Here is a 26,247-nt window from a genome sequence, read left to right as displayed (position 1 = left end):
TTGCCGGGTACAAACCTCTCCCATAGCCGTTAGCGCTGGCGTATCCACCGACAGGGACAAAAGCAGCGACGCAGGTCGCAGCCCAGCCCTTGGATGAATCCCGCCCAAAGGGAAACGATCGGCCGGCTAGCCCATGATCTGGGCAAGGTCGGCTTCGGGAGTGGATATGGGGCGGATACCGTAGTTGTCCACCAGCACCTGTAGCACGCCAGGGCTCACGAACGCCGGAAGCGTGGGACCCAAGTAGATGCCCTTGATGCCCAAGTGCAGCAGCGTGAGCAAGATGCACACCGCCTTCTGCTCGTACCAGGAGAGCACCATGGAAAGCGGCAGATCGTTCACACCGCAGCCGAAAGCATCCGCCAACGCGAGCGCGATCTTGATCGCGCCGTAGGCGTCGTTGCACTGGCCGACGTCCAGCAGGCGCGGGATGCCGCCGATGCTGCCCAGGTCCAGGTCGTTGAAGCGATACTTGCCGCAGGCAAGGGTCAGGATAACGGAGTCGGAGGGGGCCATCTTGGCGAAGTCGGTATAGTAGCTGCGCTCCTTGCGCATGCCGTCGCAGCCCGCCAGCAGGATGAAGCGCTTGATGTCGCCGGACTTGACCGCATCGATGACGGCGGGAGCGACGCTCATCACGGTATCGTAGCCGAATCCGGTGGTGACGCTGGTGCCGCCGTTGATGCCGGTGAAGGTCCGATCAGCGGCCCAACCGCCCAGCTCCAGCGCCTTATCGATAAGAGCCGAGAAGTCCTTGGCGCCGTCTTCGCCCGCCTCGACGACATGCGCACCCGGGAAGCTCACGGGACCGGTGGTGAACACGCGGTCGGCATACGACTCGTCCGGCTTCAGTAGGCAGTTGGTAGTCCACAGGATCGGCGCGGGAAGGTCCTTGAATTCCTTGCGCTGGTTGTGCCATGCGGTGCCGTAGTTGCCTTTCAGGTGCGGATACTTGCGCAGCTCGGGATAGGCGTTTGCAGGGAGCATCTCGCCGTGGGTGTACACGTTCACGCCGCGGCCTTCGGTCCGCTCCAAAAGCTGCTTGAGATCGTGCAGGTCATGGCCGGTGACCACGATGAAGGGGCCCGCCTCGACCTTGAGTTCAACCGTCGCGGGCTCGGGCTTGCCGTAGGCGGAGATGTTCGCGTCCTCCAAAGCCGCCATGGCGGCCAAGTTGACCTCGCCGCACTTGAGAACCAAAGGCAGCAGCTCGTCCATGCCCAGATCGGAGCCGACGGCCCGCATACCCTCATACAGGAACGCTGTCACAGCAGGGTCCGACTTCCCCAACGCCTGCGCATGATAGGCATACGCTGCCACGCCGCGCATGCCGAAAAGCAGCAAGCTCTTCAGGCTGCGGATATCCTCCTGTGCGTCCCACAACTCGCCCATGTCGTACAGATCGAATTCGCCCAGGGCGATAGCCTTAGCGCGAACGCGGCGCTCAAGGGCGGCAATGGCCTCGGGGTCGAAGCTGACGTTGCTCACGCAGGCGAACATGCCTTCGAGCATAAGCCCATCGGACTCGGAATCCCCCTTTCCGCCGTTCTCTGCTCGGGCCAGGGCGATCAATGCCCCGGTCAGCTCGTCTTGCAGCCGAGCCACATCGGCGGTCTTGCCGCATACGCCGGCGGCTCCGGTACAGGCGGTGCATCCCGCCGTTTGTTCACATTGGAAGCAGAACATGTTCCCGTCAGTCATTTCGCGCTCCTCAATCAAAGGGTGTATTTACGAAGTGACTGCACTATACTGTTGTGTCTCATACATTTCTGTTGTAGAACCTACAGGTGAAGCCAATGCTTAATATCCCCACTTCTTCTTCAATGCTTTTCGCCGGCATAGCCCAAGACGAAGCGAACTTGATGCTACCTTGCCTTGGGGCGACAAGAAGGGCTTTCAGCCGGGAGGAGCGGATCATGCGCGCCGGCCAGCCCACCGAATACCTCGGCATCGTCCTGTCCGGACGCGTGAGGATCGAGGTCTCGGACGCCTGGGGCGAGACGACGATCCTGGATATCTTGGGACCCGGCTCGCTTTTCGCTCACGGATACGCCTGCAGCATGGAGCCCCTTGACATCGACGTGCTGGCAGATTCGGCCTGCGAGGTGGTGCTGCTCAAAGCCGAGCGCATCATCCATCCTTGCCCCAAGCAATGCGGCTGCCACTCGCACATTTCCTCGAACCTCATGCGCGCCTTAGCGCTAAGCAACCTGGACATGAACCGCCGCGCCATCGCCATGACCCCCAAAACCATACGGGGCAAGATCCTCGCCTTCCTCTCGCAGCAGCAGAAAAAGGCCGGCACCCGCGCCTTCACCATCCCCTACAGCCAAACCAAGCTGGCAAGCTACCTCAGCGTCGACCGCAGCGCGTTGTCGAACGAGCTGTCGAAGCTGCGCAAAGAAGGCGTCATCGACTACGAAGGCCGCACATACCGGCTCCTGTAGCGCGCAGGCAACTTGCTGACACGTTGCAGCTGACACGGATTTCCGCTTTGCGACCGACGCGAATCCTTGCACTCACGTCCGCAAACGACGAGGCGCCCTTCGAGATCGAGCTCACCTGGAACCGCGGGCAGGTGGAGCCTTACGACAACGGCGGCAAGGACGCCCACATCGCATTCGCCGTGGACGATTTCGACGCTTTCCATGAACTCCACGAGAAGATGGGTTGTATCATCCGGGAGAACCCCCGCATGGGCCTGTACTTCATCGCCGACCCCGACGGCCAGTGGATCGAGATCATCCCCGCGAAATAAGAGTCCCAAGCGCTTCCTCGGGCCGGCAGTGCGAGCGGCTCGATCTCGCACAAATCAAGTGGCGTCCACCATGCTGCCCGTACGCAAGCCCTGAAGCACACGCATACGGGCAGCGCGCAAAACCCGGCGCTTCCCTACAGCGCGCTCATGTGCACGCTCATGTCGAGGGGTTTGGCGAAGTGCAGGCAGGTGGTGGCCAGGCCGTCCACGCCGGTGGCGGCATACTCGGCGGCATTACCCAGGTTGACGCCGCCGGCGGCGATGAGGGTCACGTGCGGGTTGATGGCCTTGAGCTGCGGCACCAGCTGCGCAACCTGCTCAGGCGCCACCTTGTCAAGCTGCACGCCGTCGACGCCGGCTTCCACCAGGCGCACCGCGTCTTCGGTGCTCGACTCGACGAACAATTTCTTCTCGCAGACCTTCGCCTTGAGCTGCGGCAAGTCGGCGATGAACCGCTCAAGCCCGCCGTAGAAGGTCAGGTGATGATCGAAGACGAGCACCGTCTCGCTCAACCCCAGACGATGCGGGAACGCGCCGCCCACCGTAAGCGCCTTGACGTCGAAGGGCTTGGTGCCGGGCATGAGCTTGCGGGTGGAAAGCACCTCGCACAGCGGGTTCACGGCATGCACGGCATCCACCATCTGCCTGGCCTTGGTGGCAAGCGCGCAATAGTACTCGAAGATGTTCAGGCAGATCTTCCACCCCATATGCAGGCCGGCAGCAGGACCCTCAACGGTCATGAACACGTCACCAGGCGCAAGCATGCTGCCGCTGGGAAGCGCCTCGACCACCGTGCAGCCGAAACGGCCGAAGATGCGGGCAGCCTCCTCGGTCCCGCAAAGCAGGGCCGCGTCGCGCGTGTAGTATTCCATGCGGCCCGGCTGCGCGCCGATGCCCAGAACATGCGTGGTCAGGTCGATCCCACTGGGGATGTCGGAAGCGATAAGCTCATCGAGATAGCTGTCCGGGATATACATATGATTCCTCCTTGCGCTTCCTAGCGCGTGATTTTCCTTTTTGACGATGATACCGCTAGCCGCGGCCCAGAAACGCCATCACCTGCGGACAGAACTCGCGCGTGAACAGCTCGTCGGCGGGGCACACGGCCTGCAGCGCGCCGTCCAAGATGATGCCTGCGCGGTGCCCCAGGCAGCACGCCTCATTGAAGTCATGCGTGACGAACACCACGGTGCAACGGAAGCGGCCGTGCACGTCGCGCAGCGTCTCGTACATGCGCTTCTTGGTGGTGGGGTCGAGCGCCGAGAACGGCTCGTCGAGCAGCAAGATCTCCGGCTGCATCACCAACGCGCGCGCCAACGCCGCGCGCTGACCCTCACCGCCGCTGATGATGCCGGGGTACCGGTCGGCGATATGGCGGATGGAGAACAGGTCGAGCATCTCCTCCACGCGGCGGGCGGCCTCGGCCTTGGGCACGCGCGCCATCCTCAGGCCGTAGCCGATGTTCTCCGCAACCGTCATATGCGGGAACAACGCGTGGTCCTGATACACGATCCCCAACCGCCGTTGCTGCACGGGCAGGCAGCGGATGTCCTTGCCGTCAAGCAGGATGCTGCCGGCCTCCAGGGGAAACGCCCCGGCAATCGCCTCGAGCAGCACGGTCTTGCCGGCGCCTGTCTCCCCCACGATGGCGAATATCTCGTGCGGCTCGATATGCAATTCGTCAACGCGCAGCAAGAAGCTGCCGCGGCGCGCCACCATGTCGCGAATCTCGATGCTGCCGCCGCTCATCGCTTTCCCTCGCATTCCCCGCATTTCCTCATGCGCCTCAAACCCAATCCCTTGCCGGCCCTGCCCACGCGGCTTGCGCCCGTGGGGCGGTCGAGCACGTTCGCCACCGCCAGCGTGAACGCCGAAACCAGCAGCATGATCATAGCCGTGGCCATAGCGGTTTCGGTGTTGCCCGTCGAGATGCTCAGATAGATGCTGCCGGGAAGCGTCTCGGTCTTCATGCGCGTCACGCCCACCAGCATGAGCGTCGCCCCGAACTCGCCCATGCCGCGCGCCCAGGTGAGCACGAACGCGCTGATGATCTGGTTGCGGCACATGGGCACGATGATGGTACGGAACACGTCCCAGGGCATGGCGCCCAAGGTCTGCGCCACGAACTCGATACGCGGATTGACGCCGGCGAAGGCCGTGCGCATCATGCGGATGGCGAAGGGAAGGTTGACGATCATCTGGGCGAACACGATGCCCGCAGGCGAGAAGACCACGGCGAAGCCCGCCTCCTTGAGCGCCTTGCCCAGCGGCGACGAGAAGATCAGCAGCAAGGCGAAGCCCAGCAGGATATAAGGTAGCGACAGCGTCAGCTCCATCAAAATCTCGGCCAGGCGTTTGCCGGGAAACGCCACATGCGACAGCGCATAGGCGGTCGGCAGCGACAGCAGCAGGCAGATGACGGTGGAAATGCTTGAAGTGGTCACGCTCATGCGCAAGGAGAACAACACCTCCTCGGAGCTGATGGCCTCGCCGAAATGCGAGATGCCGCCCGCCACAATAGCGAAGATGGCGCTCCCGATGAATAGGAGCACCATCCCCGTTACCAGCATGCACAATGCCGGGAAGATGTTGCGCTTGCGGCCTCTGTGACGTTTTGGCTTAGGTGCCGCAGACATGCGTTACACCAGCTCGTAGCCGAATTTCGTCCAGATGTTCTTGGCGGTCTCGGTCTGCAGGAACTCGGAGAAGGCCCTGACGGCGTCGGCATCGGCGGCACAGGTCAGCTCGGCGCTGGGCACGGTCTTAACGTAGTTTTCCATGCCGGAGTTCTCAAGGATGGTCAGGCCGTCCTTGCCCGCGTTCTCCTTCCACACGATGGCGGCGTCGCCCTCGCCCTTGGCCAGCGCCTCGGCGATCTGCGGGGCGGTGGTGGAGGTGGTGATGGCGCCAGAGGCCTTGACCTGCTCCATAACGCCGGCATCGGTCATGGCCTTGACGGCAATCTTGCCGATCGGCGTGGACTCAGGGTCGCCCAGCAGAAGGGTGTCGCACTTCACCAGATCGCTGACGGTCTGGATGCCCTTGGGGTTGTCGGCAGGCACGACCAGGACGGGAATGTGCTTGACCAGGTCGGTGCTGGTGGCAACATGATCGCTGACGAGCTTGAGCTCATCGGCGGAGCCGGCGATGAAGAAGTCGCCCTCCTGCGTGGTGTTGATCTGCGTCTGGATCTGTGCGGCGTTGGCGAAGGTGATGTTCATCTCGCAGCCGGTTTGCGCCTTGAAAGCGTCGGCGATCTCCTGGAACGGCTTGGTCATGCCAGCGCCGCAATAGATGTTGAGGCTTTTGCCCTCAAGGGTTGCGGCAGCGGTCTGCTCCGGCTGCTCGGCCTTCTGCTCGCTCTTGCCGGAGGAGCATCCGGCCAGCACGCCGCAGGCAAGCACGGTGGCAAACGCCACGGCTACGATCGCTGTCAGGCGGTTCTTCATCTTTTTCATACTGGTTCCCTTCTTTTTTGTCCCCATACCACCAGGCGCCCCTTCGCATGCGAAGGGGCGCCTGTCATTTCGCTGATTATACACAGATGACGATAATATTTGCAAGAGCATATAATCGCAAACGAAAATAACCGCTTAGGGCAAGCGATAGTTCGTGGCTAGGCGCAAATAGAAAGAAATGCCTGGTCATAAAGTGTTGCTCTATAGACTGGAAGCTGCGGAGCCTGTCGGCGCGTCACTATCGCAAAAGTGCTTGATATCGAGACGATCAAGGAAACGGGCCTATCCCGCCACAATTCCTAGCGCAAGCGATCACGCCAACGCCCCCGACACTCCCCCTTTCCCGCTAAGCGCCGAACAACGCGGCGGTTTCCTCCATGCGCTGGGCGATGGGCACGCCGAACGGGCAGTTCGCCTCGCAGGCGCCGCATCCGGTGCAGTCCCCGGCGCGAACCTCAAGGGCAAGGTAATGGTCGCGAACGGATGCGGGCGCCTCATCCTGCATCTGCGCCAGGTCGGAATACTTGTTCACCTCGGCAATGTTGATGCCCACGGTGCAAGGCTGGCAATGCCCGCAGTAGATGCAGTTGCCGAAATAGGCGTGCTGCGGCGCGCTAGCCAAGATGGACGCGTAGTTTTTCGCCTCGTCATCGGCAGTTTCGTACGCCAAGCAGCCCGCGCATTCCTCGATGTCCCTGAACCCGGCCAGCACGGAGGCGACCGCGGGGCGAGTCAGGCAATAATGGCAAGCCTGCACGGGGGTCATCGCCGCGCCGAACGGCGATTTCTCGGCGTCGAACAGGCGCCCACCCGCGAACGGCTTCATGACGGTGATGCCCACGCCGTTTTCCTCGCACAGCGCGTACAGGCGCTTGCGCTGCGGGTCCATGTTCTCAAGACCGGGCTGGTACTCATCCTTGAACAGGTCGTTGATGTCCTCGGAAGCGGGCAGCATGTCGTAGGCGGGGTTGATGGAGAACATGATCATCTCGATGTCCGGCGTAACCGCAGCCCGCAGCGCAACCTCGGGGTTATGCGTGGACAAGCCGATATGATCGATGCGCCCGGCGGCCTTCTCGGCTCGCACGTACTCGATGAACGGGCCGTTCATGATTTGCTCGAACTCGACGACCGCGTCCACGAAGTGGATCAGCCCCAACTCGATATGCCCGCCGAAGCACAACAGCAGCTCTTCCCAAGCCGGGATCACCGCATCCATCTCGCGCGTGCGGGTGTACTGGCCGTTTTGCCAGGTGGCGCCGAAGTGACCTTGCACGATCCACTTGCCGCGGTGCGCGCAGACGGCGTTGCTCAAAACCCTGCGCACCGCCGGATCGGCCATCCAGCAATCCACGATGTTGACGCCCTGCTCCGCAGCGAAATCCACCAAACGGGAAACCTTCTCCTGGTCGTCACCCGGCATCCACTCCGCGCCGAAGCCGATCTCGCTGACCTCAAGCCCCGTCCTGCCCAAACGCCTGTAGTTCATGGAACCCCCTCCTTCGCTTGATACCATACCCGTATCCTACCAGGAGAAAACCCTGCCGGGATGCATCGGCAACGCGGCTGCTCCCGCGCCGGCACTGCAAGGGCGATTCCCGTAACCGCGCAAAACGCGCGGCCTCGTGCCGTCGAGAGGGAATCGAATGTCACCTCCTGACGGCATGCGAGCACGACCCGCCTGTCGCCGAGCGCAGGAATCCGCTGCTCGACCACAAAAAAGCCCGTCTCGGCAAAAGAAAACCTGGACCCTGCCGCATATAATATGGGGGCTATGACTCATGTGCTGCGCACGGCAGCGCATACCCGCGAACCAAAAGGAGCTCTGCATGGATCCGAACAAGCGTCCCGACGACATGGTGCGCATCACCACCCCCGAACTCGCCCAAGCCTTCATCGACGAGCAGGTTGCCGCAGTCCGCGAGCAAATCGGCGACAAGAAGGTCCTGCTGGCCCTTTCCGGCGGCGTTGACAGCTCCGTCGTCGCAGCGCTGCTCATCAAGGCCATCGGCAAGCAGCTTATCTGCGTGCACGTGAACCACGGCCTCATGCGCAAGGGTGAAAGCGAGCAGGTCATCGACGTGTTCAAAAACCAGCTGGACGCGAACCTGGTCTACGTGGATGCCACCGACCGCTTCCTGGGCAAGCTCGTCGACGTCGAGGAGCCCGAGGCCAAGCGCAAGATCATCGGCGCCGAGTTCATCCGCGTGTTCGAGGAGGAGGCCCGCAAGGTCGGCAACGAGGTCAGCTTCCTGGCGCAGGGCACCATCTACCCCGACATCCTGGAGTCCCAGGACGGCGTGAAGGCGCACCACAACGTGGGCGGCCTGCCCGACGATCTGCAGTTCGAGCTGTGCGAGCCCGTCAAGCTGCTGTACAAGGACGAGGTGCGCGTGGTCGGCCGTGAGCTCGGCCTGCCCGAGAACATGGTCGAGCGCCAGCCCTTCCCCGGCCCCGGCCTGGGCGTTCGCTGCCTCGGCGCCATCACCCGCGATCGCCTGGAGGCGCTGCGCGAGGCAGACGCCATCGTGCGCGAGGAGATCGACAACGCCGGCCTGACCATCTGGCAGTACTTCGCCGTGGTGCCCGACTTCCGCGCAACCGGCGTGCGCGAAGGCAAGCGCGCCTACGACTGGCCCTGCATCATCCGCTGCATCAACACGGTCGACGTCATGACCGCCGAGGTCCCCGAGCTTGACTGGGCGCTGCTCAAGCGCATCACCGCCCGCATCACCGCCGAGGTTCCCCGCATCTGCCGCGTGTGCTACGACCTCACCCCCAAGCCCGTCGGCACGGTGGAGTGGGAATAGAACACCCGTTCGATTCTATGATATAATGACTGCCGATAGGCGCGGTTTCTCCCGAAGCCGCGCCTATCGCTATGTTTGAAGCGATATCGGCGGGAAACTTACATTATGGGAGGGCGATTAATGGCATACGATTTCAAGAAGGAATTCAAGGAGCTTTACAAGCCGTCGTGCAAACCGAGCATCCTGACCATTCCGCCCATGAGCTACATTGCCGTACGCGGCAAGGGCGACCCCAACATCGAGGGCGGCGAATACCAGGGCGCCATGCCGCTGCTCTACGGCGTGGCCTACACTGTCAAGATGTCGAAGAAGGGCCCGCACGAAATCGAAGGCTATTTCGACTTCGTCGTGCCGCCGCTCGAGGGGTTCTGGTGGCAGGACCCTGCAGACGATCAGATCGACTATGCGCGGAAGGGCGACTTCAACTTCATCTCCTGCATCCGCCTGCCCGATTTCGTCACTCGCGACGATTTCGATTGGGCTGTCTCGGAGGCTGCCGCCAAAAAGAAGCTTGACTTCTCAGCGGTCGAGATGCTGAAGGTCGACGAGGGCCTATGCGTTCAATGCATGCATACCGGGCCTTACGACGGCGAGCCGGCGACCATAGACGCCATGCACGCATGTGCAGCCGAGCAAGGCTATGCGCCCGACTTCTCCGAAGCCCGTCTGCATCACGAGATCTACCTCTCCGACCCGCGCAAGTGCGCGCCGGAGAAGCTCAAGACCGTGATTCGCCATCCCATCAAGCCGATTTAGCAGAACGAAACGCCGCAATGTGCTCCAAGCGCGCCTTTTCAATCGGCAAAGACCATAGCTGACTCGATTGCGGGACGTTTGTCAGCACCGGCAACAGCGAGTATAATGATTGACGATGGGCCCGGGATGACCGCTGATTCAAGTCACCGGGCCTAAATTTGTATCTACAGCAGAAACCTTATGGCAAACGCATGCGGGCGCCTTTTCAATCCTGGACCAAATGGACATTCGCCCATGGGAATCGACTCGGACATGCTTTCCTTGTTCAAGGCTTTATCGCCATTGGCCTACGAAAGCCTTCACGGCAACGAGAAGAAGACGACGGTCGAGAGATTCCTCGAAAATCATCCAGCGCCGGTAGGCGTGAGGCTGTAGCTAATTCAATCACCTAGATTGGCCACCAAGCAGATTGACCAAGCATCACAACCTCCACCCTAGAGCAAGAATAAACTCACAGCGACATATCGACTGTCCGAAACGCGCTACTCTTTGCAAGGCGCCTTTTTGTGAGAAATCGTTTGCAACACTTCTTGTACCGATAGCGAATATGCCGCATTTACATTTCATAATGCAATATATAATTGACATTATGATTTGAATGCAATATATTTCTGTCATGTTGCAACGGATATCTGTCCATATGTCGAAAGGAAGCCCATGCCAGGTCAGAAAAACCTACGCATGAAGGCAGCGCGCGCAGCGGCCGGCCTTTCGCAATCCGATTTAGCCGAAGCCGTCGGCGTCACACGCCAAACCATCGGCCTTATCGAGGCAGGCGGTTATAATCCCACGCTCAATTTATGCGTTGCCATTTGCAAAACCCTTCATGTCACCCTAAACGACCTTTTCTGGGACGAAGAACGCTAACCCGTTTTCATCGTTCCCAACCCAGCACGTTACCCAAACCAAGACATATCCTTTTAGGAGAGAATCATGAAGCTGCAAAATATGAAACTTGCCCAGAAATGGCGCGAATATGCCGGCCCGAAGGACGAGCGTCTTGAGACCGAGAACGCGAAAATCTACAAGCTTGGGTTCATGCTACTATCGTTCGGCATGCTCACGTTGCTTGTGTATCAAATCATGGCCCAGCAGGTAGCGTGGGTGCACGATGGCGCCGGCGAAGCGTTTCGCCTCTTCGCAAATCCCGTTGACGCCGTCATGTACGCATGGCTTTTCATCGTGATGACCGTCTGTGCCGTGCTGCAGACGAGGAAAGGCTATGTCGACACCAACCGCTTCGGGCAAACAGAGCACATTCCCACAGGCTATTTCCTGCTCATTTCGGGCATCACCGGCATCGCAAGCGCACTCGCCATCGCTGCTATGCGCTGCATCGCCGAGGCGCAGATCGTACCGATCGAAAGCGTCTTTTGGGGAGCGAACCTGGAAACGGGCGTAGTATTCGGCGTGACCATCTTCGTTGCCGTATTCGGTGCGCTGTGCCTGGCATTCTTTGAGGCAAAACAGCGCCGCGCGAAAATCGAAGCGGAACTAGACTGCCCCGACGACCTGTAACCTAAAAGAGCAGGATCCCTGCCCTATACCACCCCGTCAGGGAAATGTAACGAGCCGCGCCAAAACAATCTTTTTGGGCGCGGCTCAACCATTTCGGAAACACTGTTGCTAACGAAACCGCATCTTCGTAATCAACGATGCGCGACAATCTACGAGCTAAAAGCCGACGATCAAGCCTCCGCGTTCGGCATAGTAGCTGCAAAGACCCCTGGTCGGGAGGATCTCGATCCGAGAATCCGCCCACGCGCTCAAAATGCTCTCCTTAAGAGCCTGGGCAACAGCATGGTTGTCGCAATGGCTGATGGCAACGTTGCCGCCCGAGAACCCACGCTCCCTCATGCAGTCGACCAGCGCGCGGACGGTGCGCTTCGAACCGCGCGTCTTACCCTCGACGACGATCCTGCCCTCGTCGCTGGCGCTGCCGATTCCCCACATGCCCAGCGCCTTGGCAAGAAAGCCCGCCATCTTGTGCATACGGCCGTTTTTGATCAGGTTATCGAAGGACGAAAGCGCGAAAATCACCTTGGTTTTATCCAAAAACGCGTTCGCACGGTTCACCGCCTCGTCGAAGCCGACGCCCTCGCGGGCGAGCCTTTCAATCTCACGCACGCAAAGGACCAGCTCAGGACCGGTTGACCGGGAATCCAGAACGGCGATCTTCTTATCCGGGTCAGCCTCAAGCGCCAAATCGCGAGCGGTAAGCGCGCTATTCATGCTGCCAGACAGCTGCGACGAAATGGTAATGGCAAACGTGTGATCAGCCTTCTCGAACTGCTCAAGCCACGCGCCCGGAGCAGGGCAGGAAGTGTAGCTGGCGGTCTTCTCCTGCTCCATATCGCGCAGCATCTCCTCGATATCAAGCTGCTCGTCATCGGTATACCCGCGAACACCGACGCTGATCTCGAACGGCACGCTGGATAGCTCGATCACGTCAGATCGATAGTCCGACGGAATAAGGTCGCAGCTTGAATCCGTGACCACGTTCCATTTCATGTAGGCTGCCCTTTCCCGATGCGTCAGAGCGCCTGCACGCAACAGGCGCCCCGCATCCATCTCTTTTCCCTGCATCCATCAGTCGAAGCGCAGCTTCCCCGCGCCCTTACATCGTAAGAAACCATCATGCCCATGCCTTTCCCCATAAAGCAAGGGCATGCGGCGAATCTCAAGCCGAAAGGCCGCCGCAGCAAGCGCGGCGGCGCCTCAAGCCGCCTGCCCCACCTCGCCGCACGCGCATGCTGCGACCATCCGCAATCGCAATCTGTCCCCACCCGCAGCACGCACGAACCACCGATTACCCTTATTCGTGACGCGCCCGCGCCCTAGCCTTCCTCAAACGCAAGAAAGGGAACGGGCAAAAACCCGTTCCCTTTCCAAAACCATCGGTTGCCCGATGATCGACAAGGATCCGCAGATGATTCGCTAGGCGATCGGCGGGGTGCCCTCGAAGTTACCGAAGATGGCGTCGATCTGGATGGCGGCGCCCATGGGCAGGTTCGCAACGCCGACCACGCGACGAGCAGGGGTTCCCTCGGGGAAGAACTGGGCGTACACCTCGTTGACGGCGTCCATGTCGTCCATGTCCTTCACGAAGATGTTCACCTTGACGCAGTCCTCCAGGACATGGTCGACGCTCTCGATGATGGCCTTGATGTTCTTGAGAGCCTGCTCGGTCTCGGCCTTCACGCCGCCGGCGACCAGCGCGCCCGTTGCCGGGTCAACGCCGAGCTGGGCGGAGATGTTGTTGTAGTGGGAGAACGCCACGGTCTGGGAGGACAGCTCGTCCTTCGGAGCGTCGGCGATGTTGTTGGCCTCGATGATCAGGCCATGACGGGCCTCAACGGCCTGCGGCGGGGTGCCGTCGCCGTGGGAGCACACGGCCTCGATCTGCACGAGCGCGTGCTGCGGCAGGTCGGCGACCTCGACCACGGTGCGGGCCGGCAGGTAGTTGACGGCGCGGGCGATGCCCGAATCCGGGAAGAAGCGCTTGTAGATCTCGTTCATAGCCTCAACGTCGCCGAGGTCCTTCAGGAAGACGGTGACCTTGACGATGTCGTCGAACGGAACATCCATGGCGGTCAGGACGGCCTTGATGTTCTTCAAGCACTGAGCAGTCTGCTCCTGAACTCCGCCCATGACGATCTGGTTGGAAACCGGGTCGATCGGCAGCTGAGCGGTGATGTTGTTGTAGTGGGAGAACGCCACGGACTGCGTGGACATCGCGTCGAACGGGGCGTTGTGGGTGTTGTTGGCGTACTTGACCAAGTCGCCGGCCTGGGGCTCGTTCGGGATGGTGCCTTCACCGTTGGTGAGCAGAGCCTCAACCTGGACCAGGGCGCCCATGGGCAGATCGTTGACGGCAACGATGGTGCGGGCGGGCACGTAGGTGGTGAAGAAGGACTTGTAAGCCCTCTCCACAACGTCGATGTCCATGATGTCCTTGACGAAGATGGTGACGCGAACGACGTCGTTCAGGTCATGATCGATGCTCGCAACGATGGCTGCGATGTTGCGGAAGCACTGCTCTGCCTGCTCCTTGACACCGCCCTCGACGATAGCGCCGGTCTTAGGATCGACAGGCAGCTGGGCCGAGAGGTTGTTGTAATGGGAGAAAGCGACGGTCTGAGAGCACATCGGGCACTTCGGTGCGTTCTCGGTGTTCCTTGCCACTACCACGTTATCCGCCATGGCAATACCCTTTCTGTTGACAGCCTTCAATGAGGTTGCGCAAATACGTTTTCCCACGACTTGCGTCAGAGCGCATTAAACTTGACGGCTATTGTCATTGTCAATCGGTTTTCAGCAAATTCGTTGCCGGCTTCTATAGGTCGAATCCCGGGAATCTAAACGGAAAAATGATTGCCCGATCCCATAATCCTTATGTTTCGGCGCGTATTTTCCAGCGAAACCCTGTTCATTCCGCATAACGTTCGGCGCCCTTTTCGGCGAAAAATATTCCAACCGTTACCGTTCCGTCAATCACGTTTCCCGTCGAAAAACAGCCGCTTGCCGTCGAAGCCCATCCCTGACGAATCAAGGGCTAACCGTCAAACCGACGGAAAAAGCCCTTGCTACACTTTCGCCGAAGGGAGCGGGCCGAGCCGGATGCACGCCATCGCAAGATTGCCGAACGGCGCCCCGGACGGCCTGCAAGCATACAAGGAGGAGGGATCTGCCATGTTTTTCTACGAGCCGCTATCGGCGACGGCATGCGTGAGCGCGTTGCTGTACCTGGCATTTCTGATCGGCATGAACGAGCTGTCGCGCTTGAACAAATGGATCGGCGCGGTCATATTCATCGCGCTGCCGGCCGTTCTGACCGTCTTCGTTTGGCCCCATACCGCGGTCGAGGGCACGGGCGCCGGCACTTGGTTCCAGTGGGTGAAAACCTACTCGTGCTTAGCTGGAGCGATCTTGGGCTGGCTGATCGTCTACTTCCCCGCCTTCCAAAAGAAGTACATCGTCTGCATACCGCCCATCATCTTCGCCATCAACATCCTTGAGGCGTGCATCCGCGACTTCCAGCTCACGGGCGTCAACGGCATCGTCGACGGCTACATGGTGGTCGGTGGCCCGTGGAACGTCATGAACGGCATCGCCGGCATCTTGAACGCCATCTGCATCTGCGGCTTCTTCGGCATCATCGTCAGCCGCGGCAAGAAGAAGGACTACGTCTGGCCCGATCAGCTGTGGTTCTGGATCATCGGCTACGACCTGTGGAACTTCGCCTACACCTACAACAGCGTCTCCGACCGCTCCATGTACTGCGGCCTGGTGCTTCTGGCAGCCTGCACCATCCCGGCGTTCTTCATCAAGCGCGGCGCCTATGCACAGCACCGCGTCCGCACGCTTGCCGTGAACATGATCGTCACCATGACCATCCCCTGGTTCTTCCTGCATCCGGCGTTCGTGGTCCATTCCACCAACAACCCTGCAGCTCACATGACCATCTCGGTCATCGCGCTCATCTTCAACGCGGGCGTGTTCATCTACCAGGCCTACACGATCTTCGGCAAGAAGCGCAACCCCTTCAAGCAGGAGCTCTACATCGACAACCCGCGCTTCCGCAGGGTGTACCTCGAGAGCATCGACGTTCCCGAGGGTCAACGCGAGGCGGCGCTTGCCAACCTGGAGGAGCTCGGCTATGCAGCCGCATGGGACGGGAAGGGCCGCGTCAAAACCATGGTGGAGCGCCCGTAACGTTCGCCGAGATTCCCGCGACCCACAACCCGAACGCGTTCTTCGCCGTCAGCCTGGTGGCGCTCATCGCCAATGCGACCCTTGCCGCCTACCAGCTACGCCGAATCCGCGCACGGCGCCTTAACCCGCTTACAGACGAGCTCTATAATGACACGAAGAGCTATCAAGAGGTCGTCGAGGAAAACCGCTGATCTACAGCGAACCGCGCCTGGGCGCACGTAGCGCGGCGGCTTCCCCACATGCGAAGGAGCCCCGTGTCTGCACTGGACAGCAAGCCGATACCCGGATTCGATCCTGACCTGCCGCACCCCGTCACGCGGCAGGTCAGGCAAAGCGCGAGGCTTGAAGGAACCGCCGGCGACATCATGCTGGCGGCGCGCGAGCTTTACGAAACCGAAGGGGTCGCCGCCACCAGCATGGCCGCCATCGCCCGCAAAGCGGGCGTGGCGCGCAGCCTTCTGTACTATTACTTCCCCGACAAGCAGGCCGTCACCGACGCCGTGATCGAGGACTATCTTGAGGATCTGGTCGAAAGCGTGTCCACCTGGAACGAGCTGCGCGCGTTCGGCGAAACCCCCTCGGAGCTGAAAAACTGCGTGTCCATGCTGCGACGCGCGCTCTACACCGCATCGGGCGACCCTCGCCCGATGTTTTCCGTGCTCGAGGAGCTCGGCCTGCGCGACCGTTTCGCCACCCAGGCCGTCCGCGAGGTGGTGGCATGCATCCAGAACTACATCGTGTCCGAGTACATGGCGTACCGGACCATCGAGATCCAGCTGATCCCCGAAACGTTCGGCCTGCTCATATTCGGGTTAGCGGGGATGATGAAGGCCAAGCCCGACATCACCGACGACGAGCTTGCAACGCTTATCGCCCAAACGCTTCGCCTTGATATGACGGTAATCGATCCACCGCCATGGCCGGAACACCCTGATGCGCCTTCACGCCCGACGCCGTCCTCCGATGGCGCGGCTTAGCGCGTCGCTCGGTGCAGGATGCACTCGGCCACTATGCTGACGGCTATTTCCTCGGGCGTTTCGGCTTTGATATCCAACCCTATGGGCATGTGCACGTCGTCAAGCGCCGATTCGGGGATCCCCGCTTCCAGCATGCGCTCGCGCGCCGTGGCGATCTTGCGCCGCGAGCCCATGAACCCCACATATGCCAACGGCTGGCGGAGCACCTGCTCCAGCACGGCGAAATCGTGCCGATGGCTATGCGTCATGATGAGGACGTAATCGCGCTCATCAAGGGTCAGGGAGGCGGCGATATCGCTGTAGTCCCCCACGACCACCTGCTGCGCGCCGTGGGATTTGCCGGCGTTTGCGAACTCGGGACGGCAGTCGAACAGCGTGCAGGAAAACCCCACGCGCGACAGGGCCGAAACGGTGGCGCTGCCCACATGCCCGCCGCCGAACACCACGGCGCGAACCGGCAAGGGAACGGGCAGCATAAGCCAACCGTCCGCGATGCAGCGCCCCTTCTGGCCGCGAACCCGATCGCCCGGCGCGGAGCCGTCGCCTGCGAGCAAGGCCCCATCGGCGTCGAGCAACGCGACGCCTTCGCCGGATTGCGGCAGCTCATCGCAGCAGCTTAACGCCAGATACGCCGGCGTACGTTGCTCGAAACAGCGCAACAGCTCGCTGGCAACCTTGGCCCATGCTGCGCTGCCGCCGCATATCGGAACATACAGCAAGCTTGCGCTTCCGCCGCAGACCATACCCAGGCGCTCCTCAAGGCCCATGTTCTCGAAACGGTGCGCCTTGCCTCCCAGCAAACGGCGCGCGCAGGCTATGCCATGCGCCTCAAGGGCGCCGCCGCCGATGGTGCCGCACACCAGCCCGTCGGCGGACACCAACATGAGCGTTCCCGCTTTGCGCGGCGTGGAGTCCTTGCTTTCCGCCACCGCGACCAGCACCAACGGCTCGCCCGCACGGCAAGCACCTGCGATATGCTCTGCGATCTTGCGCATCTTCCCACCTCACGCCCTATCGGGCCGAAAACGTTCCACCTACATGAAGGATAGCCTCAAGCACGCCGCCCGCAACCGCCAGGCCTTTGTCCGAGACCAGCCCGCAATAGCCGCTCTGGTCGCGTGGGTCCACATCACCGCACTTCAAGCCCTGGCGAACCTGCACCCCATCGGCTATCAGGCCGCGCAAAACGCCCGTGAGCGTGGCAACCACGGGGACATCCCCCGCATACGCCACAACCTGACCTTCCTCAACATGGTCGCCTATGGTCGCAACGCCGCGGAATTCGCCATCGCACGGGGCGCGCAGCACGCGCTCGCCGGCGAAGCCGCCCACCAAACCAGGCACCGCGGTGTTCGGCAACGCCGACCCCTCGTAATACGCTCGGCCCAGGGTATGCCCGCGCATGGTCTCCACCACGGCATGGCAATCCACGCCTGCGGTGAATCCCGGGCCGACCCCGACGACGATGGGCGCCATATCCATGGTAGTGCCCAGGTTGCGCTTGGCCAGCACGGCATCGACCACCGCGTCGGGCGCCACGTCCTTGACGCATGCGCACGCGGGGTCCACCAAAACAGGGATGACGCCTTCGCCGGAAAGCAGATCCAAGGCATGGGACGCATCACGGGCACGCACGGCCGTCACGCCTTCCACCTGGGCTTTTCCCATGCGAACGGCTTCGCTGAAGGCAACGGTGCGACGGACCGTCAAAGGCTGCCCTATCTCGGTCATAAGCACGGAAGCGCCGCATCGCACAAGGCGCAGCGCGATGGCGCTGGCGATATCGCCGGCGCCACGGATCACCGCAAGCATCGAAGATCGTCCCTCCAAAGGCTTCCCGCCACCACCGGCGTATCGCACAGCGCCGCGATGCGCCGCGCCGCCTGCCAGTCGGCGGCAGTCTCCACCTTGTTGATCAAAACCACGTCATGAAGCGCCTCGGCACACAGCACCGCCGCCACCGCCTCGGGCGTGACCGCATCGTCGGCGGAAACGCCGGCCAGCTGCGCGAAGATTTGCGGCCGGTGGCACGTCTGCGAAACGGGAGCGCCTAGGCCGTCGACCCCGACCACGCACACCGTCCGCCCCGCGCACGCGGGGATGACCGGCTCGTGCTCGGCATGCGCCTTCAGCGGGAGCTTCTTCGCCCCGTCCGCCTCCACCAGCACGTAGTCCGCCAAACACACCAGGTCGGAAAACGCCGCCCGCGGCTCAGTCAACTTCCCCGTAGGCGGATGGATGGAGCCCGCGCATACGATGGGGGCCTCAGAAAGCGCCGCCTGCACATCATCGGGCGACGCGCCAAGCACCACAGGGCACCAATCGGGCACGTACATCTTCGTGCTGGTGGCCACGACCACGCGCGCATCGTGCGACAGCTCCTCTGCCAAGGCACGCAAAAGCGTGGACTTGCCGCCACCGCCGATGATGGCTGTAAGCCCACGCTGGATATGTAGCAAGCTGCCTAGAATGCCTACTCCTTCGGTTTCGCCAAAAGAATGTGCTCGGGAAGGATGGGCAGTTCGCGATGCCACACGCCCGTTGCCCGGTAGATGGCCTGCGCCAGCGCAGGACCCGGCGTGTTGATGACGATCTCGCCGATGGACTTCGCGCCGAACGGGCCCGTGGGCTCGTAGGAATGCTCGAACTCCACATTGATGCGGCCCGTGTCCAGACGGGTGGGCAACCGGTACGTGAACAGGCTCGATTCGCGGATGGCTCCCTTGGGCGTACGCGTGACGTCCTCCATGAGCGTATGCCCGATGCCCTGCACGATGCCGCCTTCCACCTGGATGCGCGCGAGTGCCGGGTTGATGGGGATGCCGCAATCGACCACGGCGGCGTAGTCGAGCACCTCTACCACGCCGGTCTCGCGGTCGAGCTCGATCTCGACCATGCCCACCATGTACGGCGGCGGGGACACCGGCGAGGAATGCTGGGCGGTGGCCTCCGGGGCAAGGCGGCAGTTGCACTGGCTTTTCGCGGCGATCTCGGACAGCGAGACCGTGCGCCCCGTGGCCTCGTGGCGAACGCATCCGCCCTCGAAGCGCAGCTCTGCCGCATCGCAGCCGAGCTCCTCGGCGGCGATGGCGCACAGGCGCTCCTTGAGCTGCGTGCACGCCTTCTCCACTGCCATGCCGGTGACGTAGGTGGTGGAGGATGCGTACGAACCCGAGTCATAGGGGGACGCGTCGGTGTCGGCGCCGAACACGCTCACGGCATCCACGGGGCATTCCATATGCTCGGCGACCATCTGGGCCAGGATGGTGTCGCAACCCGTGCCCATGTCGGCCGCGGCGATAAGCAGCATGTATCCCCCGTCGTCGTTGAGCTTGACGGTGACCGAGCCCACGTCGATGCCGGAGATGCCCGAACCCTGCATGGACATGGCAACGCCGGCGGCGCGCACCTTGCCGTTGCCCATGTCGCGCACGGGGAACTTGTCCTTCCAGCCGAACATATCGCTGCAGTGCTGCATGCAGCGGTCCAGGGCGCAGGCGTTTGCCATCTCGCCGAAGTAGGCGGGCATGGCCATGCCCTCGCGCACCATGTTCTGCTCGCGCAGCTCCACCGGGTCGCGACCCAGCTTCGCCGCCAGCTCGTTGACGGCGCTCTCCACGGCGAACTGGCCCTGCGTGGCGCCGAAGCCTCGGTACGCGCCCGATGGCTGCATGTTCGTGTACACCACGTTCGCGTCGAATTTGAACGCCTCGAGCGAGCCGGTGTAGAGCGGGATGGACTTGTGGCCGGTCAGGCCGACCGTGGCCCAGCCGTGCTCGCCGTAGGCGCCCGAGTTCGACAGCGTGGTCACCCCAAGCGCGCGGATGCGGCCGTCGTTGTTCGCGCCCAGGCGGACCTTGACCTCCATCTCATGGCGCGGCGACCCGCAGGTTTGCGATTCCTTGCGCGAGAACACGCACAGGGCCGGGCGCCCCGTCTTCATGGTGACAAACGCGGGGTACACCTCGCACACCGCGGTCTGCTTTGCGCCGAAACCGCCGCCAATGCGCGGCTTCTCCACGCGGATGCGGCTTTTCGGGATGCCGAGCGCGTGCGACAGGATACGGCGGACGTGGTACACGATCTGCGTGGACGAGATCACGTGCAGCCTGCCATAGCGGTCCAGCTGGGTGAACGTGCGGAACGTCTCCATCATGGCCTGGTTGTAGGCCTTCGTGTGGTAGGTGCGCTCCAGCACCACATCGCAATCGGCCAGCACGGCCTCGATGTCGCCGCCGGCGTCGGAGGTGGTGCCCACCAGGTTGCGTGTGTTGTCGCCGCCCAGGTCGCACAGCATATGCCAGTTGTCCTCGGGGTGCACCAGCACGGGGTTGTCCTTTGCGGTGCGGAAATCCAGGACGGGCTCCAGCACGTCGTACTCCACCTTGATGCGCGAAAGGGCGGTTTGCGCCGCCTTCTCGTTCTCGGCTGCCACGATGGCCACCACGTCGCCCACGAAGCGCACGTGCCGGTCGATGATCAGGCGGTCGTACGGGCTGGTTTCAGGATAGGTCTGACCCGCGTTGGAGAAGCGCTGGTTGGGCACGTCCTCCCAGGTGTACACGTCGACCACGCCAGGCACCTTCTTTGCCTTGGACGTGTCGATGGTCTTCACCATGGCGTTGGCGTGGGGGCTTCGCAAGAGCTTGACCACCAGCGCATCGGGCGCGATGTCCTCGGTGTAGACGGGCTTTCCCAGCAGAAGCTGCAGCGAGTCCTTCTTGCGGACCGACTTGCCTACGGAGCGGTATTCGGGCTTATCCACGCTCGACCTCCTTGCCGTGCTTTTCGTCCAGGAAGGCGCGGATGCCGCGCAGCTGGCCCACGTAGCCCGAGCAACGGCACAGGTTGCCGCTCAGGTACGCCAGAATCTCGTCGTCGGTGGGGTCGGGGTTCTCGCGCAGCAGCGCGATGGTGTTCATCACGAAGCCGGGGTTGCAGAAACCGCACTGCTCGGCGCCCTGGTCGGCGATGAAGCCCACGAACTCCGACGCCTCGGCCTGCAAGCCCTCCAACGTGCAGACGCTGCGACCATCGGCGCGGGCGACCAACGTGGAGCAGGACAGCACGGGCACGTCGTCGAGCATCACCGTGCACAGGCCGCACGCAGACGTCTCGCAGCCGCGTTTGACGCTTTTGCACCCGTGGGCGCGCACGAAATCGATGAGCAGCATGTCGGCAGGGATGTCGTCGACCACCGTTTTGCCGTTCAGCTTGATCTTGACTTCCATCTAGCGCACCTCCCCTAACGCAAGCAGGGCGCGGCGCACGAGCACGGGCGCGAGCGCGCGGCGATACTCGGCGCTGCCCCACATGTTCCCGGAAACGCGGATGCTTCCCGCGGCATGCTCGGCAAACGCCGCGACGCTCTCCTCGGTGATACCGTCGGCAAGGATGCCCTGGTCATCGCGCAGAAGCACGGCACGACCCGGGCGAGCGCCCACCGTCACGCGGTATTCGCCGCCTAGCTTCGCCGCCATGCAGTTGAGCGTGGGAAGGTCGGTGCGCTGCTTGCGCACGGCCTGGTACGCGAACGCGCCGGGACGCTTCTTGACGATAAGGCGCACCAGGATGTCCTTGTCGTAAGGCATGTTCACGAAACGCTCCAGGGGCACGATGCCGCCTTCATGCAGCTCGACGTAGCTGTCCATGGCAAGAAACGCCGTGACGATGTCGGAGAAGCCCATGCGACGCCACAGGCTACCGCCGACCGTGGCGCCGTTGCGGAACTGCACGCCCACGATATCTTGGAACGCCGCCTTGATGGCGCCGCGGGAATAGGCGTCAAGGCCGGCGTGGGTTTCCATCTGGCGCAGGGTGACCATGGCGCCGATGCGGAACTCCTCGTCGGTCTCCTCGATGGCATCCAAGCCCAGACCGCACAGGTCGATAGCGGTGCCAAGGGAATGGTTGCCCATCTTCAGCCACATCATGCCGGCCACCACGCGATTGCGCTTCTTCTGGTTCAGCTCCCAAGCCTCTTGCAGGCTTTGCGGGCGAACGTATTTCTGAAAGGTAATAATGGTGCACCCCGTTGCTTGAGGTTTATAGAAACGTACATATTATACTGTGGCCGGGGAATCCTTCGAAAGCCCCGCACACCGAACCCAACCGACCGACCATCGAATCTGCAAAGGCGAACCGACCATGACCAGCCCCGTTGAAACCCCGAACGCCGTACATGGCTGCATCATCATGGCATCGGGTCTGGGCACGCGCTTCGGGTCGAACAAGCTCATGGCGAACCTTGACGGCGCGCCGCTCATCGCCCACGCGATCAGCGCCTGCGACGGGTTGTTCGCGAAACGCGTGGCGGTCACGCGCCACAAGGACGTGGCGAAGCTGTGCCGCACCCTGGGCGTGGAAGCCATCATGCACGACGAGCCGCTCAGAAGCGACACCGTGCGCCTGGGGATGCAGGCCATGGACGGGTGCGATACGGCCACGTTCATCCAGGCAGACCAGCCGCTCATTAGCGCAAACACCCTTGCCGCCCTGCTTCGCGGCGCCGAGGCGCACCCCGAGTTCATCTGGCGCGTCGGCTTCCAGGGCACGCAAGGCGCACCGGTGCTGTTCCCAGCTTGGGCATTCGACGAGCTGCGCGCGTTGCCGCCGGGCAAGGGAGGCGGCTTCGTGGCCAAAGCCCATGCGCAGCGCGTGCGCTGCATGGAAGCCGCCAGCGAATGGGAGCTGTTCGACGTGGACACCGTGCAGGACCTGGAGGTGCTGCAGGCGCATATGAAGCAATGCCGAGCTGCCTCCATAGGCGGCAACGACGTCATCGGATAGCCAAACGAGCCATCGGGCGTGCCAGCACGCCGACCGTAAAGCCGCACATCACCCCAAGGCGGGCTAACCCGCCCGCAAAGCCCCTGAAAACCCGAAATGCCCGGCAGGTCGCACAGACCTACCGGGCATTCTCATCATATATGCGTCGCGAAAGGCTATACGTCTGCGTCGCTTTGGGGCATTTCCTTATCCTTGGGAAGCACGATATTCAAGACAATGGCCACGGCCGCCGCGGCAACGATGCCGGAGCCGCCGAAGATCAGGCTGACCATCTGAGGAGCGCCAGCCAGAACGGCCGGGTTGGCGCCGATGCCGTAGCCCAGGCCCAAAGCCACCGACACGATGCTCAGGTTGCGCGGGGTCAAAGGCTCGCGCGTGATCAGCTGGATGCCGCTGACCACGATGGAGGCGAACATCATGACGGCCGCGCCGCCCAGAACGGACTGCGGCATGATGGAGACCACTGCGCCCAGCTTCGGGCACAAACCGCACAAGATCAAAAACACCGCGCCGCACGCCAGGGCCTTGCGGTTGACCATCTTCGTCATGGTGACCAGGCCGACGTTCTGGCTGAACGAGGTGTTCGGCAGCACGCCGAACAGGGCCGCCGCGGTAGATCCCATGCCGTCGCAGACCACACCGCCGGAAAGCTCCTTGTCGGTAGCCTCGCGGTTCATGCCGCCCTGCGTGACGCCGGAGATGTCGCCGACGGTCTCGACGGCGGTGACCACGAACATCACGAGCACGGGGGCGATGGCGCGCATATCGAACACGGGCGCCACGGGCAGCGGGTTGGGCACGGCAAACCATGCCGCCGCGGCAACCTTATCCCAGTTCAAAACCCACGCCTTCGTGTATTCGACGCCGTTCGCGTCGACACCGGTGGTGGGCAGGACCATGCCCATGACACCCGCAACGATATAGCCGACGATAATGCCGACCAGAATGGAGGATGCGCTCAAAAACCCGGTGGTCGCGTGCTTAACCGCCAAAATGACCACCAGCACGACAAGCGCCAAGCACAGATTCTCAAACGAGCCGAAGTCCTTGGCGCTGGCGCCGCCGCCGAAGGTGTTCACGCCGACGCTGATCAGGCTCAAGCCGATGGAGAGCACCACCGTGCCCGTGACCACCGCCGGGAAGAACCGGCGCAGCGGCTTGAGGAAAAAGCCCAGCACAGCCTCGAACAGGCCGCCGATGATGGAAGCGCCCATGATGGCGCCGTAGGCCAACAGGCCGCCGCCCATGGATGCCGCCACGGAATTGAACACGCCGATGAAGCCCGAGGACGTGCCCATGATGATGGGCACCCTGCCGCCGACCGGGCCGATGCCGAACAGCTGGACCAAGGTGACCACGCCCGCAATCCACATGGCGTTTTGCAGCAGCGAAAGCTGCACGTCCGCGAACTCCGCGCCCGCCAGGCCGCACGCGCCCGTAACGATCAAAAGCGGCGTCAGATTGCCTACGAACATCGCCAGCACATGCTGCAGACCCAGCGGAACGGCCTGCGCCAGCGACATGTCGCCCTCAAACGAGAAAACGCCGAGCGACCTTGCGTTACCGGAGGTTTCCTCCGAACCAGCGGCCGAGCAATCCTTCTCCTGAACCTGCTCTACCGCCTCCGGCTTCTCATCTACCATGCACATCCCCCTTCTAAAGGACGGAAACTTCAAAAAAATAGCACCCTGGCGCATCTTTTTGAAGAAGGCATGGAGTAATTTACACGTACGTGACATTTTCGGGAACGGCTATGGCCGCCCCAAACGCAAAGCGGGGGCGCTGCCCATTCGGCAACGTCCCCTGCGCCATGAGCGCCTTGCGGCAGCATGCCGACGCATCCAGCGCAAAAGCCCGTGATTCGGAAAAGAAGCAGCTTCGAGCCAAAACGAAACGGCCGCCCCGGAAACGGGACGGCCGCAAACATCACTGAAGGAAGACCCCCAATCGCCGAAGCCGGGGCAAACCCCCGCCCGCGCGCTGACTTAGTTCTAGAAACCGCGCCCTTACAGCATGTGGGCGCGCAGCTCCTCGCCGCTTACGGGCGAGAGGTAAGCGGGCGCGATGTCGAACACGGTCTTGCAGCCCTTCGCACCCTCGGAGGCCAAGCGCGCGACCGCGCGAGCGTAGGACACCAGCACGCAGGCGGTGAACTCGGGGTTGGAGCCCAGGTCGAGCGAGTACTCGATACGGCAATCGTTGCCGCCGGCCGTGGTGCCCGTGCGGATGACGAAGCCGCCGTGCGGCAGGCCCGCGTGGTCGCGATCGAGCTCTTCCTGGCTGATGAAGTTCACCGTGACGTCGTACTCGTCGAAGTAGTTCGGCATCTCGACGATCTGCTTCTCCACGGCCTGGGCGTCGGCGCCCTCCTCAAGCACCACCCAGCACTCGCGCGTGTGCTTCTGGCGCGTGGTCAGCTGCGGGTTGTCGCCGGCGCGCACCGCATCGAGCGCGGCGGGCACGGGGATGGTGTATTGGCGCGCATCGGCCACGCCGGGGATGCGGCGCAGCGCATCGGAGTGTCCCTGGGACACGCCGCGGCCCCAGAACGTGTAGTCCGCGCCCTGCGGCAGGATGCAGTTGGCGTACAGGCGGTTCAGCGAGAACAGGCCCGGGTCCCAGCCGCAGGAGATGAGCGCGCAGGTACGGGCGTTACGAGCAGCCGCGTCAACGTTCGCGAAATGCGTAGGGATGTTGGCATGCGTGTCGAACGAGTCCACCACGTTGTACAGCGCCGCGTACTTCGGTGTCTGCTCGGGCAGGTCGGTGGCGCTGCCGCCGCACAGGATGAGCACGTCGATGTCCTCGTTACCGGTTTCCAGGTCGGCCACGGAACGAACGGGCACGCCCTCGGTGGCGATGCTCACGCTTGCGGGGTCGCGGCGCGTGTACACCGCTGCGAGCTCCATGTCGTCGTTCTGGCGAATGGCCAGCTCAACGCCACGTCCAAGGTTTCCGTATCCCAAAATGCCGATGCGAGTCAT

26 protein-coding genes are annotated in these 26,247 nt (G+C 62.4%); 10 read left to right on the top strand and 16 right to left on the bottom strand.

What is annotated here, in order from left to right; all coding sequences use genetic code 11:
* Positions 1-126: 126 nt before the first annotated feature.
* Positions 127-1,701, bottom strand: a complete 1,575-nt coding sequence (gene hcp / locus SFHG_RS02680) for a hydroxylamine reductase (RefSeq protein ID WP_202898050.1) — start codon at positions 1,699-1,701, stop codon at positions 127-129.
* Between the two features lie 95 nt (positions 1,702-1,796).
* On the opposite strand from hcp, the gene SFHG_RS02675 reads away from it, so the two are divergent.
* Both SFHG_RS02675 and SFHG_RS02670 read left to right on the top strand, forming a co-directional pair.
* Entirely contained in the window at positions 1,797-2,447 is a 651-nt protein-coding gene (locus SFHG_RS02675) for a Crp/Fnr family transcriptional regulator (RefSeq protein ID WP_042433050.1), read from the top strand.
* Positions 2,448-2,494: 47 nt separating this feature from the next.
* The gene (locus SFHG_RS02670; RefSeq protein WP_316244720.1) at positions 2,495-2,758 is read left to right on the top strand and encodes a VOC family protein; all 264 of its coding nucleotides are present in this window, start codon (positions 2,495-2,497) and stop codon (positions 2,756-2,758) included.
* A gap of 134 nt (positions 2,759-2,892) precedes the next feature.
* Here SFHG_RS02670 and modD read toward each other — a convergent pair whose 3' ends face one another.
* The 5 genes from modD to SFHG_RS02645 form a co-directional block, all read right to left on the bottom strand.
* Entirely contained in the window at positions 2,893-3,735 is an 843-nt protein-coding gene (modD, locus tag SFHG_RS02665; protein ID WP_042433048.1) for a ModD protein, read from the bottom strand.
* A gap of 55 nt (positions 3,736-3,790) precedes the next feature.
* Positions 3,791-4,522 carry an ABC transporter ATP-binding protein gene (locus SFHG_RS02660; RefSeq protein ID WP_202898049.1) on the bottom strand — a complete coding sequence of 244 codons (732 nt, stop codon included), beginning with the start codon at positions 4,520-4,522 and terminating at the stop codon, positions 3,791-3,793.
* Entirely contained in the window at positions 4,504-5,394 is an 891-nt protein-coding gene (locus SFHG_RS02655; RefSeq protein ID WP_042433042.1) for an ABC transporter permease, read from the bottom strand. Before SFHG_RS02655 ends, SFHG_RS02660 begins: the two co-directional genes overlap by 19 nt.
* Before the next feature lie 3 nt (positions 5,395-5,397).
* Positions 5,398-6,216, bottom strand: coding sequence for a molybdate ABC transporter substrate-binding protein (modA, locus tag SFHG_RS02650; protein ID WP_202898048.1), 819 nt, complete (start codon positions 6,214-6,216; stop codon positions 5,398-5,400).
* A gap of 346 nt (positions 6,217-6,562) precedes the next feature.
* Positions 6,563-7,705 (bottom strand): aldo/keto reductase, encoded by a 1,143-nt coding sequence (locus SFHG_RS02645; protein WP_042433039.1) that lies wholly within the window; start codon positions 7,703-7,705, stop codon positions 6,563-6,565.
* Positions 7,706-8,045: 340 nt separating this feature from the next.
* On the opposite strand from SFHG_RS02645, the gene guaA reads away from it, so the two are divergent.
* From guaA to SFHG_RS02625, 4 genes are all read left to right on the top strand, one after another.
* Positions 8,046-9,026 carry a glutamine-hydrolyzing GMP synthase gene (gene guaA, locus SFHG_RS02640; protein ID WP_081468892.1) on the top strand — a complete coding sequence of 327 codons (981 nt, stop codon included), beginning with the start codon at positions 8,046-8,048 and terminating at the stop codon, positions 9,024-9,026.
* Positions 9,027-9,146: 120 nt separating this feature from the next.
* Entirely contained in the window at positions 9,147-9,782 is a 636-nt protein-coding gene (locus SFHG_RS02635) for a GyrI-like domain-containing protein (protein WP_042433036.1), read from the top strand.
* A gap of 657 nt (positions 9,783-10,439) precedes the next feature.
* Positions 10,440-10,649: a helix-turn-helix transcriptional regulator gene (locus SFHG_RS02630; RefSeq protein ID WP_042433033.1), complete on the top strand. Its 210-nt coding sequence runs from the start codon at positions 10,440-10,442 to the stop codon at positions 10,647-10,649.
* A 66-nt stretch (positions 10,650-10,715) separates the two neighbouring features.
* On the top strand, positions 10,716-11,300 hold the full coding sequence (locus SFHG_RS02625; RefSeq protein WP_042433030.1) for a hypothetical protein: 585 nt from the start codon (positions 10,716-10,718) through the stop codon (positions 11,298-11,300).
* Between the two features lie 156 nt (positions 11,301-11,456).
* Here the strand turns inward: SFHG_RS02625 and SFHG_RS02620 are convergent, their stop codons facing one another.
* Complete coding sequence (locus SFHG_RS02620) at positions 11,457-12,293, bottom strand: DegV family protein (protein ID WP_042433673.1); 837 nt, start codon at positions 12,291-12,293, stop codon at positions 11,457-11,459.
* 426 nt (positions 12,294-12,719) lie between these two features.
* Positions 12,720-13,985, bottom strand: coding sequence for a RidA family protein (locus SFHG_RS02615; protein ID WP_042433027.1), 1,266 nt, complete (start codon positions 13,983-13,985; stop codon positions 12,720-12,722).
* Between the two features lie 489 nt (positions 13,986-14,474).
* On the opposite strand from SFHG_RS02615, the gene SFHG_RS02610 reads away from it, so the two are divergent.
* From SFHG_RS02610 to SFHG_RS02600, 3 genes are all read left to right on the top strand, one after another.
* Positions 14,475-15,497 carry a DUF5692 family protein gene (locus tag SFHG_RS02610; protein ID WP_052297786.1) on the top strand — a complete coding sequence of 341 codons (1,023 nt, stop codon included), beginning with the start codon at positions 14,475-14,477 and terminating at the stop codon, positions 15,495-15,497.
* On the top strand, positions 15,452-15,688 hold the full coding sequence (locus SFHG_RS02605) for a DUF5692 family protein (protein ID WP_042433024.1): 237 nt from the start codon (positions 15,452-15,454) through the stop codon (positions 15,686-15,688). Before SFHG_RS02610 ends, SFHG_RS02605 begins: the two co-directional genes overlap by 46 nt.
* 63 nt (positions 15,689-15,751) lie before the next feature.
* Positions 15,752-16,474 (top strand): TetR/AcrR family transcriptional regulator, encoded by a 723-nt coding sequence (locus SFHG_RS02600; protein ID WP_202898047.1) that lies wholly within the window; start codon positions 15,752-15,754, stop codon positions 16,472-16,474.
* Here the strand turns inward: SFHG_RS02600 and SFHG_RS02595 are convergent.
* From SFHG_RS02595 to SFHG_RS02570, 6 genes are read right to left on the bottom strand one after another with little or no spacing between them, the layout of a single operon-like run.
* Positions 16,471-17,469, bottom strand: coding sequence for an XdhC family protein (locus tag SFHG_RS02595; protein WP_042433021.1), 999 nt, complete (start codon positions 17,467-17,469; stop codon positions 16,471-16,473). The two genes, SFHG_RS02600 and SFHG_RS02595, sit on opposite strands and share 4 nt — an antisense overlap.
* Before the next feature lie 16 nt (positions 17,470-17,485).
* Positions 17,486-18,286: a selenium-dependent molybdenum cofactor biosynthesis protein YqeB gene (yqeB, locus tag SFHG_RS02590; RefSeq protein ID WP_052297775.1), complete on the bottom strand. Its 801-nt coding sequence runs from the start codon at positions 18,284-18,286 to the stop codon at positions 17,486-17,488.
* Complete coding sequence (gene yqeC / locus SFHG_RS02585) at positions 18,274-18,933, bottom strand: selenium cofactor biosynthesis protein YqeC (RefSeq protein ID WP_052297774.1); 660 nt, start codon at positions 18,931-18,933, stop codon at positions 18,274-18,276. Before yqeC ends, yqeB begins: the two co-directional genes overlap by 13 nt.
* Before the next feature lie 14 nt (positions 18,934-18,947).
* A complete protein-coding gene (locus SFHG_RS02580) occupies positions 18,948-21,239 on the bottom strand; it encodes a xanthine dehydrogenase family protein molybdopterin-binding subunit (RefSeq protein WP_042433019.1) in 2,292 nt (763 codons plus the stop codon).
* Positions 21,232-21,705, bottom strand: a complete 474-nt coding sequence (locus tag SFHG_RS02575; RefSeq protein ID WP_042433016.1) for a (2Fe-2S)-binding protein — start codon at positions 21,703-21,705, stop codon at positions 21,232-21,234. Before SFHG_RS02575 ends, SFHG_RS02580 begins: the two co-directional genes overlap by 8 nt.
* Entirely contained in the window at positions 21,706-22,494 is a 789-nt protein-coding gene (locus SFHG_RS02570) for an FAD binding domain-containing protein (RefSeq protein ID WP_262362177.1), read from the bottom strand.
* A gap of 127 nt (positions 22,495-22,621) precedes the next feature.
* Here SFHG_RS02570 and SFHG_RS02565 point away from each other — a divergent pair, with 127 nt between their 5' ends.
* Complete coding sequence (locus SFHG_RS02565) at positions 22,622-23,263, top strand: nucleotidyltransferase family protein (RefSeq protein WP_042433010.1); 642 nt, start codon at positions 22,622-22,624, stop codon at positions 23,261-23,263.
* Between the two features lie 155 nt (positions 23,264-23,418).
* On the opposite strand, the gene SFHG_RS02560 is transcribed toward SFHG_RS02565, so the two are convergent.
* Both SFHG_RS02560 and SFHG_RS02555 read right to left on the bottom strand, forming a co-directional pair.
* A complete protein-coding gene (locus tag SFHG_RS02560; RefSeq protein ID WP_081468890.1) occupies positions 23,419-24,906 on the bottom strand; it encodes a uracil-xanthine permease family protein in 1,488 nt (495 codons plus the stop codon).
* Between the two features lie 363 nt (positions 24,907-25,269).
* Positions 25,270-26,247 carry a diaminopimelate dehydrogenase gene (locus tag SFHG_RS02555; RefSeq protein ID WP_042433007.1) on the bottom strand — a complete coding sequence of 326 codons (978 nt, stop codon included), beginning with the start codon at positions 26,245-26,247 and terminating at the stop codon, positions 25,270-25,272.

The sequence above is a fragment of the Senegalimassilia anaerobia JC110 genome (assembly GCF_000236865.1).
In the GTDB taxonomy this organism is placed as follows: domain Bacteria; phylum Actinomycetota; class Coriobacteriia; order Coriobacteriales; family Eggerthellaceae; genus Senegalimassilia; species Senegalimassilia anaerobia.
This window is presented reverse-complemented; position numbering and strand designations above follow the sequence as displayed.

Bases quoted from the DNA above. Each gene is read 5' to 3' on its own strand.
- SFHG_RS02610 (WP_052297786.1), top strand. From the start codon at position 14,475: ATGTTTTTCTACGAGCCGCTATCGGCGACGGCATGCGTGAGCGCGTTG.
- SFHG_RS02595 (WP_042433021.1), bottom strand. From the start codon at position 17,469: ATGCGCAAGATCGCAGAGCATATCGCAGGTGCTTGCCGTGCGGGCGAG.
- SFHG_RS02675 (WP_042433050.1), top strand. From the start codon at position 1,797: ATGCTTAATATCCCCACTTCTTCTTCAATGCTTTTCGCCGGCATAGCC.
- SFHG_RS02635 (WP_042433036.1), top strand. From the start codon at position 9,147: ATGGCATACGATTTCAAGAAGGAATTCAAGGAGCTTTACAAGCCGTCG.
- SFHG_RS02575 (WP_042433016.1), bottom strand. From the start codon at position 21,705: ATGGAAGTCAAGATCAAGCTGAACGGCAAAACGGTGGTCGACGACATC.
- modA (WP_202898048.1), bottom strand. From the start codon at position 6,216: ATGAAAAAGATGAAGAACCGCCTGACAGCGATCGTAGCCGTGGCGTTT.
- guaA (WP_081468892.1), top strand. From the start codon at position 8,046: ATGGATCCGAACAAGCGTCCCGACGACATGGTGCGCATCACCACCCCC.
- SFHG_RS02660 (WP_202898049.1), bottom strand. From the start codon at position 4,522: ATGCGAGGGAAAGCGATGAGCGGCGGCAGCATCGAGATTCGCGACATG.
- SFHG_RS02625 (WP_042433030.1), top strand. From the start codon at position 10,716: ATGAAGCTGCAAAATATGAAACTTGCCCAGAAATGGCGCGAATATGCC.
- SFHG_RS02630 (WP_042433033.1), top strand. From the start codon at position 10,440: ATGCCAGGTCAGAAAAACCTACGCATGAAGGCAGCGCGCGCAGCGGCC.
- SFHG_RS02645 (WP_042433039.1), bottom strand. From the start codon at position 7,705: ATGAACTACAGGCGTTTGGGCAGGACGGGGCTTGAGGTCAGCGAGATC.
- modD (WP_042433048.1), bottom strand. From the start codon at position 3,735: ATGTATATCCCGGACAGCTATCTCGATGAGCTTATCGCTTCCGACATC.
- SFHG_RS02560 (WP_081468890.1), bottom strand. From the start codon at position 24,906: ATGGTAGATGAGAAGCCGGAGGCGGTAGAGCAGGTTCAGGAGAAGGAT.
- SFHG_RS02565 (WP_042433010.1), top strand. From the start codon at position 22,622: ATGACCAGCCCCGTTGAAACCCCGAACGCCGTACATGGCTGCATCATC.
- SFHG_RS02615 (WP_042433027.1), bottom strand. From the start codon at position 13,985: ATGGCGGATAACGTGGTAGTGGCAAGGAACACCGAGAACGCACCGAAG.
- hcp (WP_202898050.1), bottom strand. From the start codon at position 1,701: ATGACTGACGGGAACATGTTCTGCTTCCAATGTGAACAAACGGCGGGA.
- SFHG_RS02620 (WP_042433673.1), bottom strand. From the start codon at position 12,293: ATGAAATGGAACGTGGTCACGGATTCAAGCTGCGACCTTATTCCGTCG.
- SFHG_RS02605 (WP_042433024.1), top strand. From the start codon at position 15,452: ATGGGACGGGAAGGGCCGCGTCAAAACCATGGTGGAGCGCCCGTAACG.
- SFHG_RS02655 (WP_042433042.1), bottom strand. From the start codon at position 5,394: ATGTCTGCGGCACCTAAGCCAAAACGTCACAGAGGCCGCAAGCGCAAC.
- yqeB (WP_052297775.1), bottom strand. From the start codon at position 18,286: ATGCTTGCGGTGATCCGTGGCGCCGGCGATATCGCCAGCGCCATCGCG.
- SFHG_RS02555 (WP_042433007.1), bottom strand. From the start codon at position 26,247: ATGACTCGCATCGGCATTTTGGGATACGGAAACCTTGGACGTGGCGTT.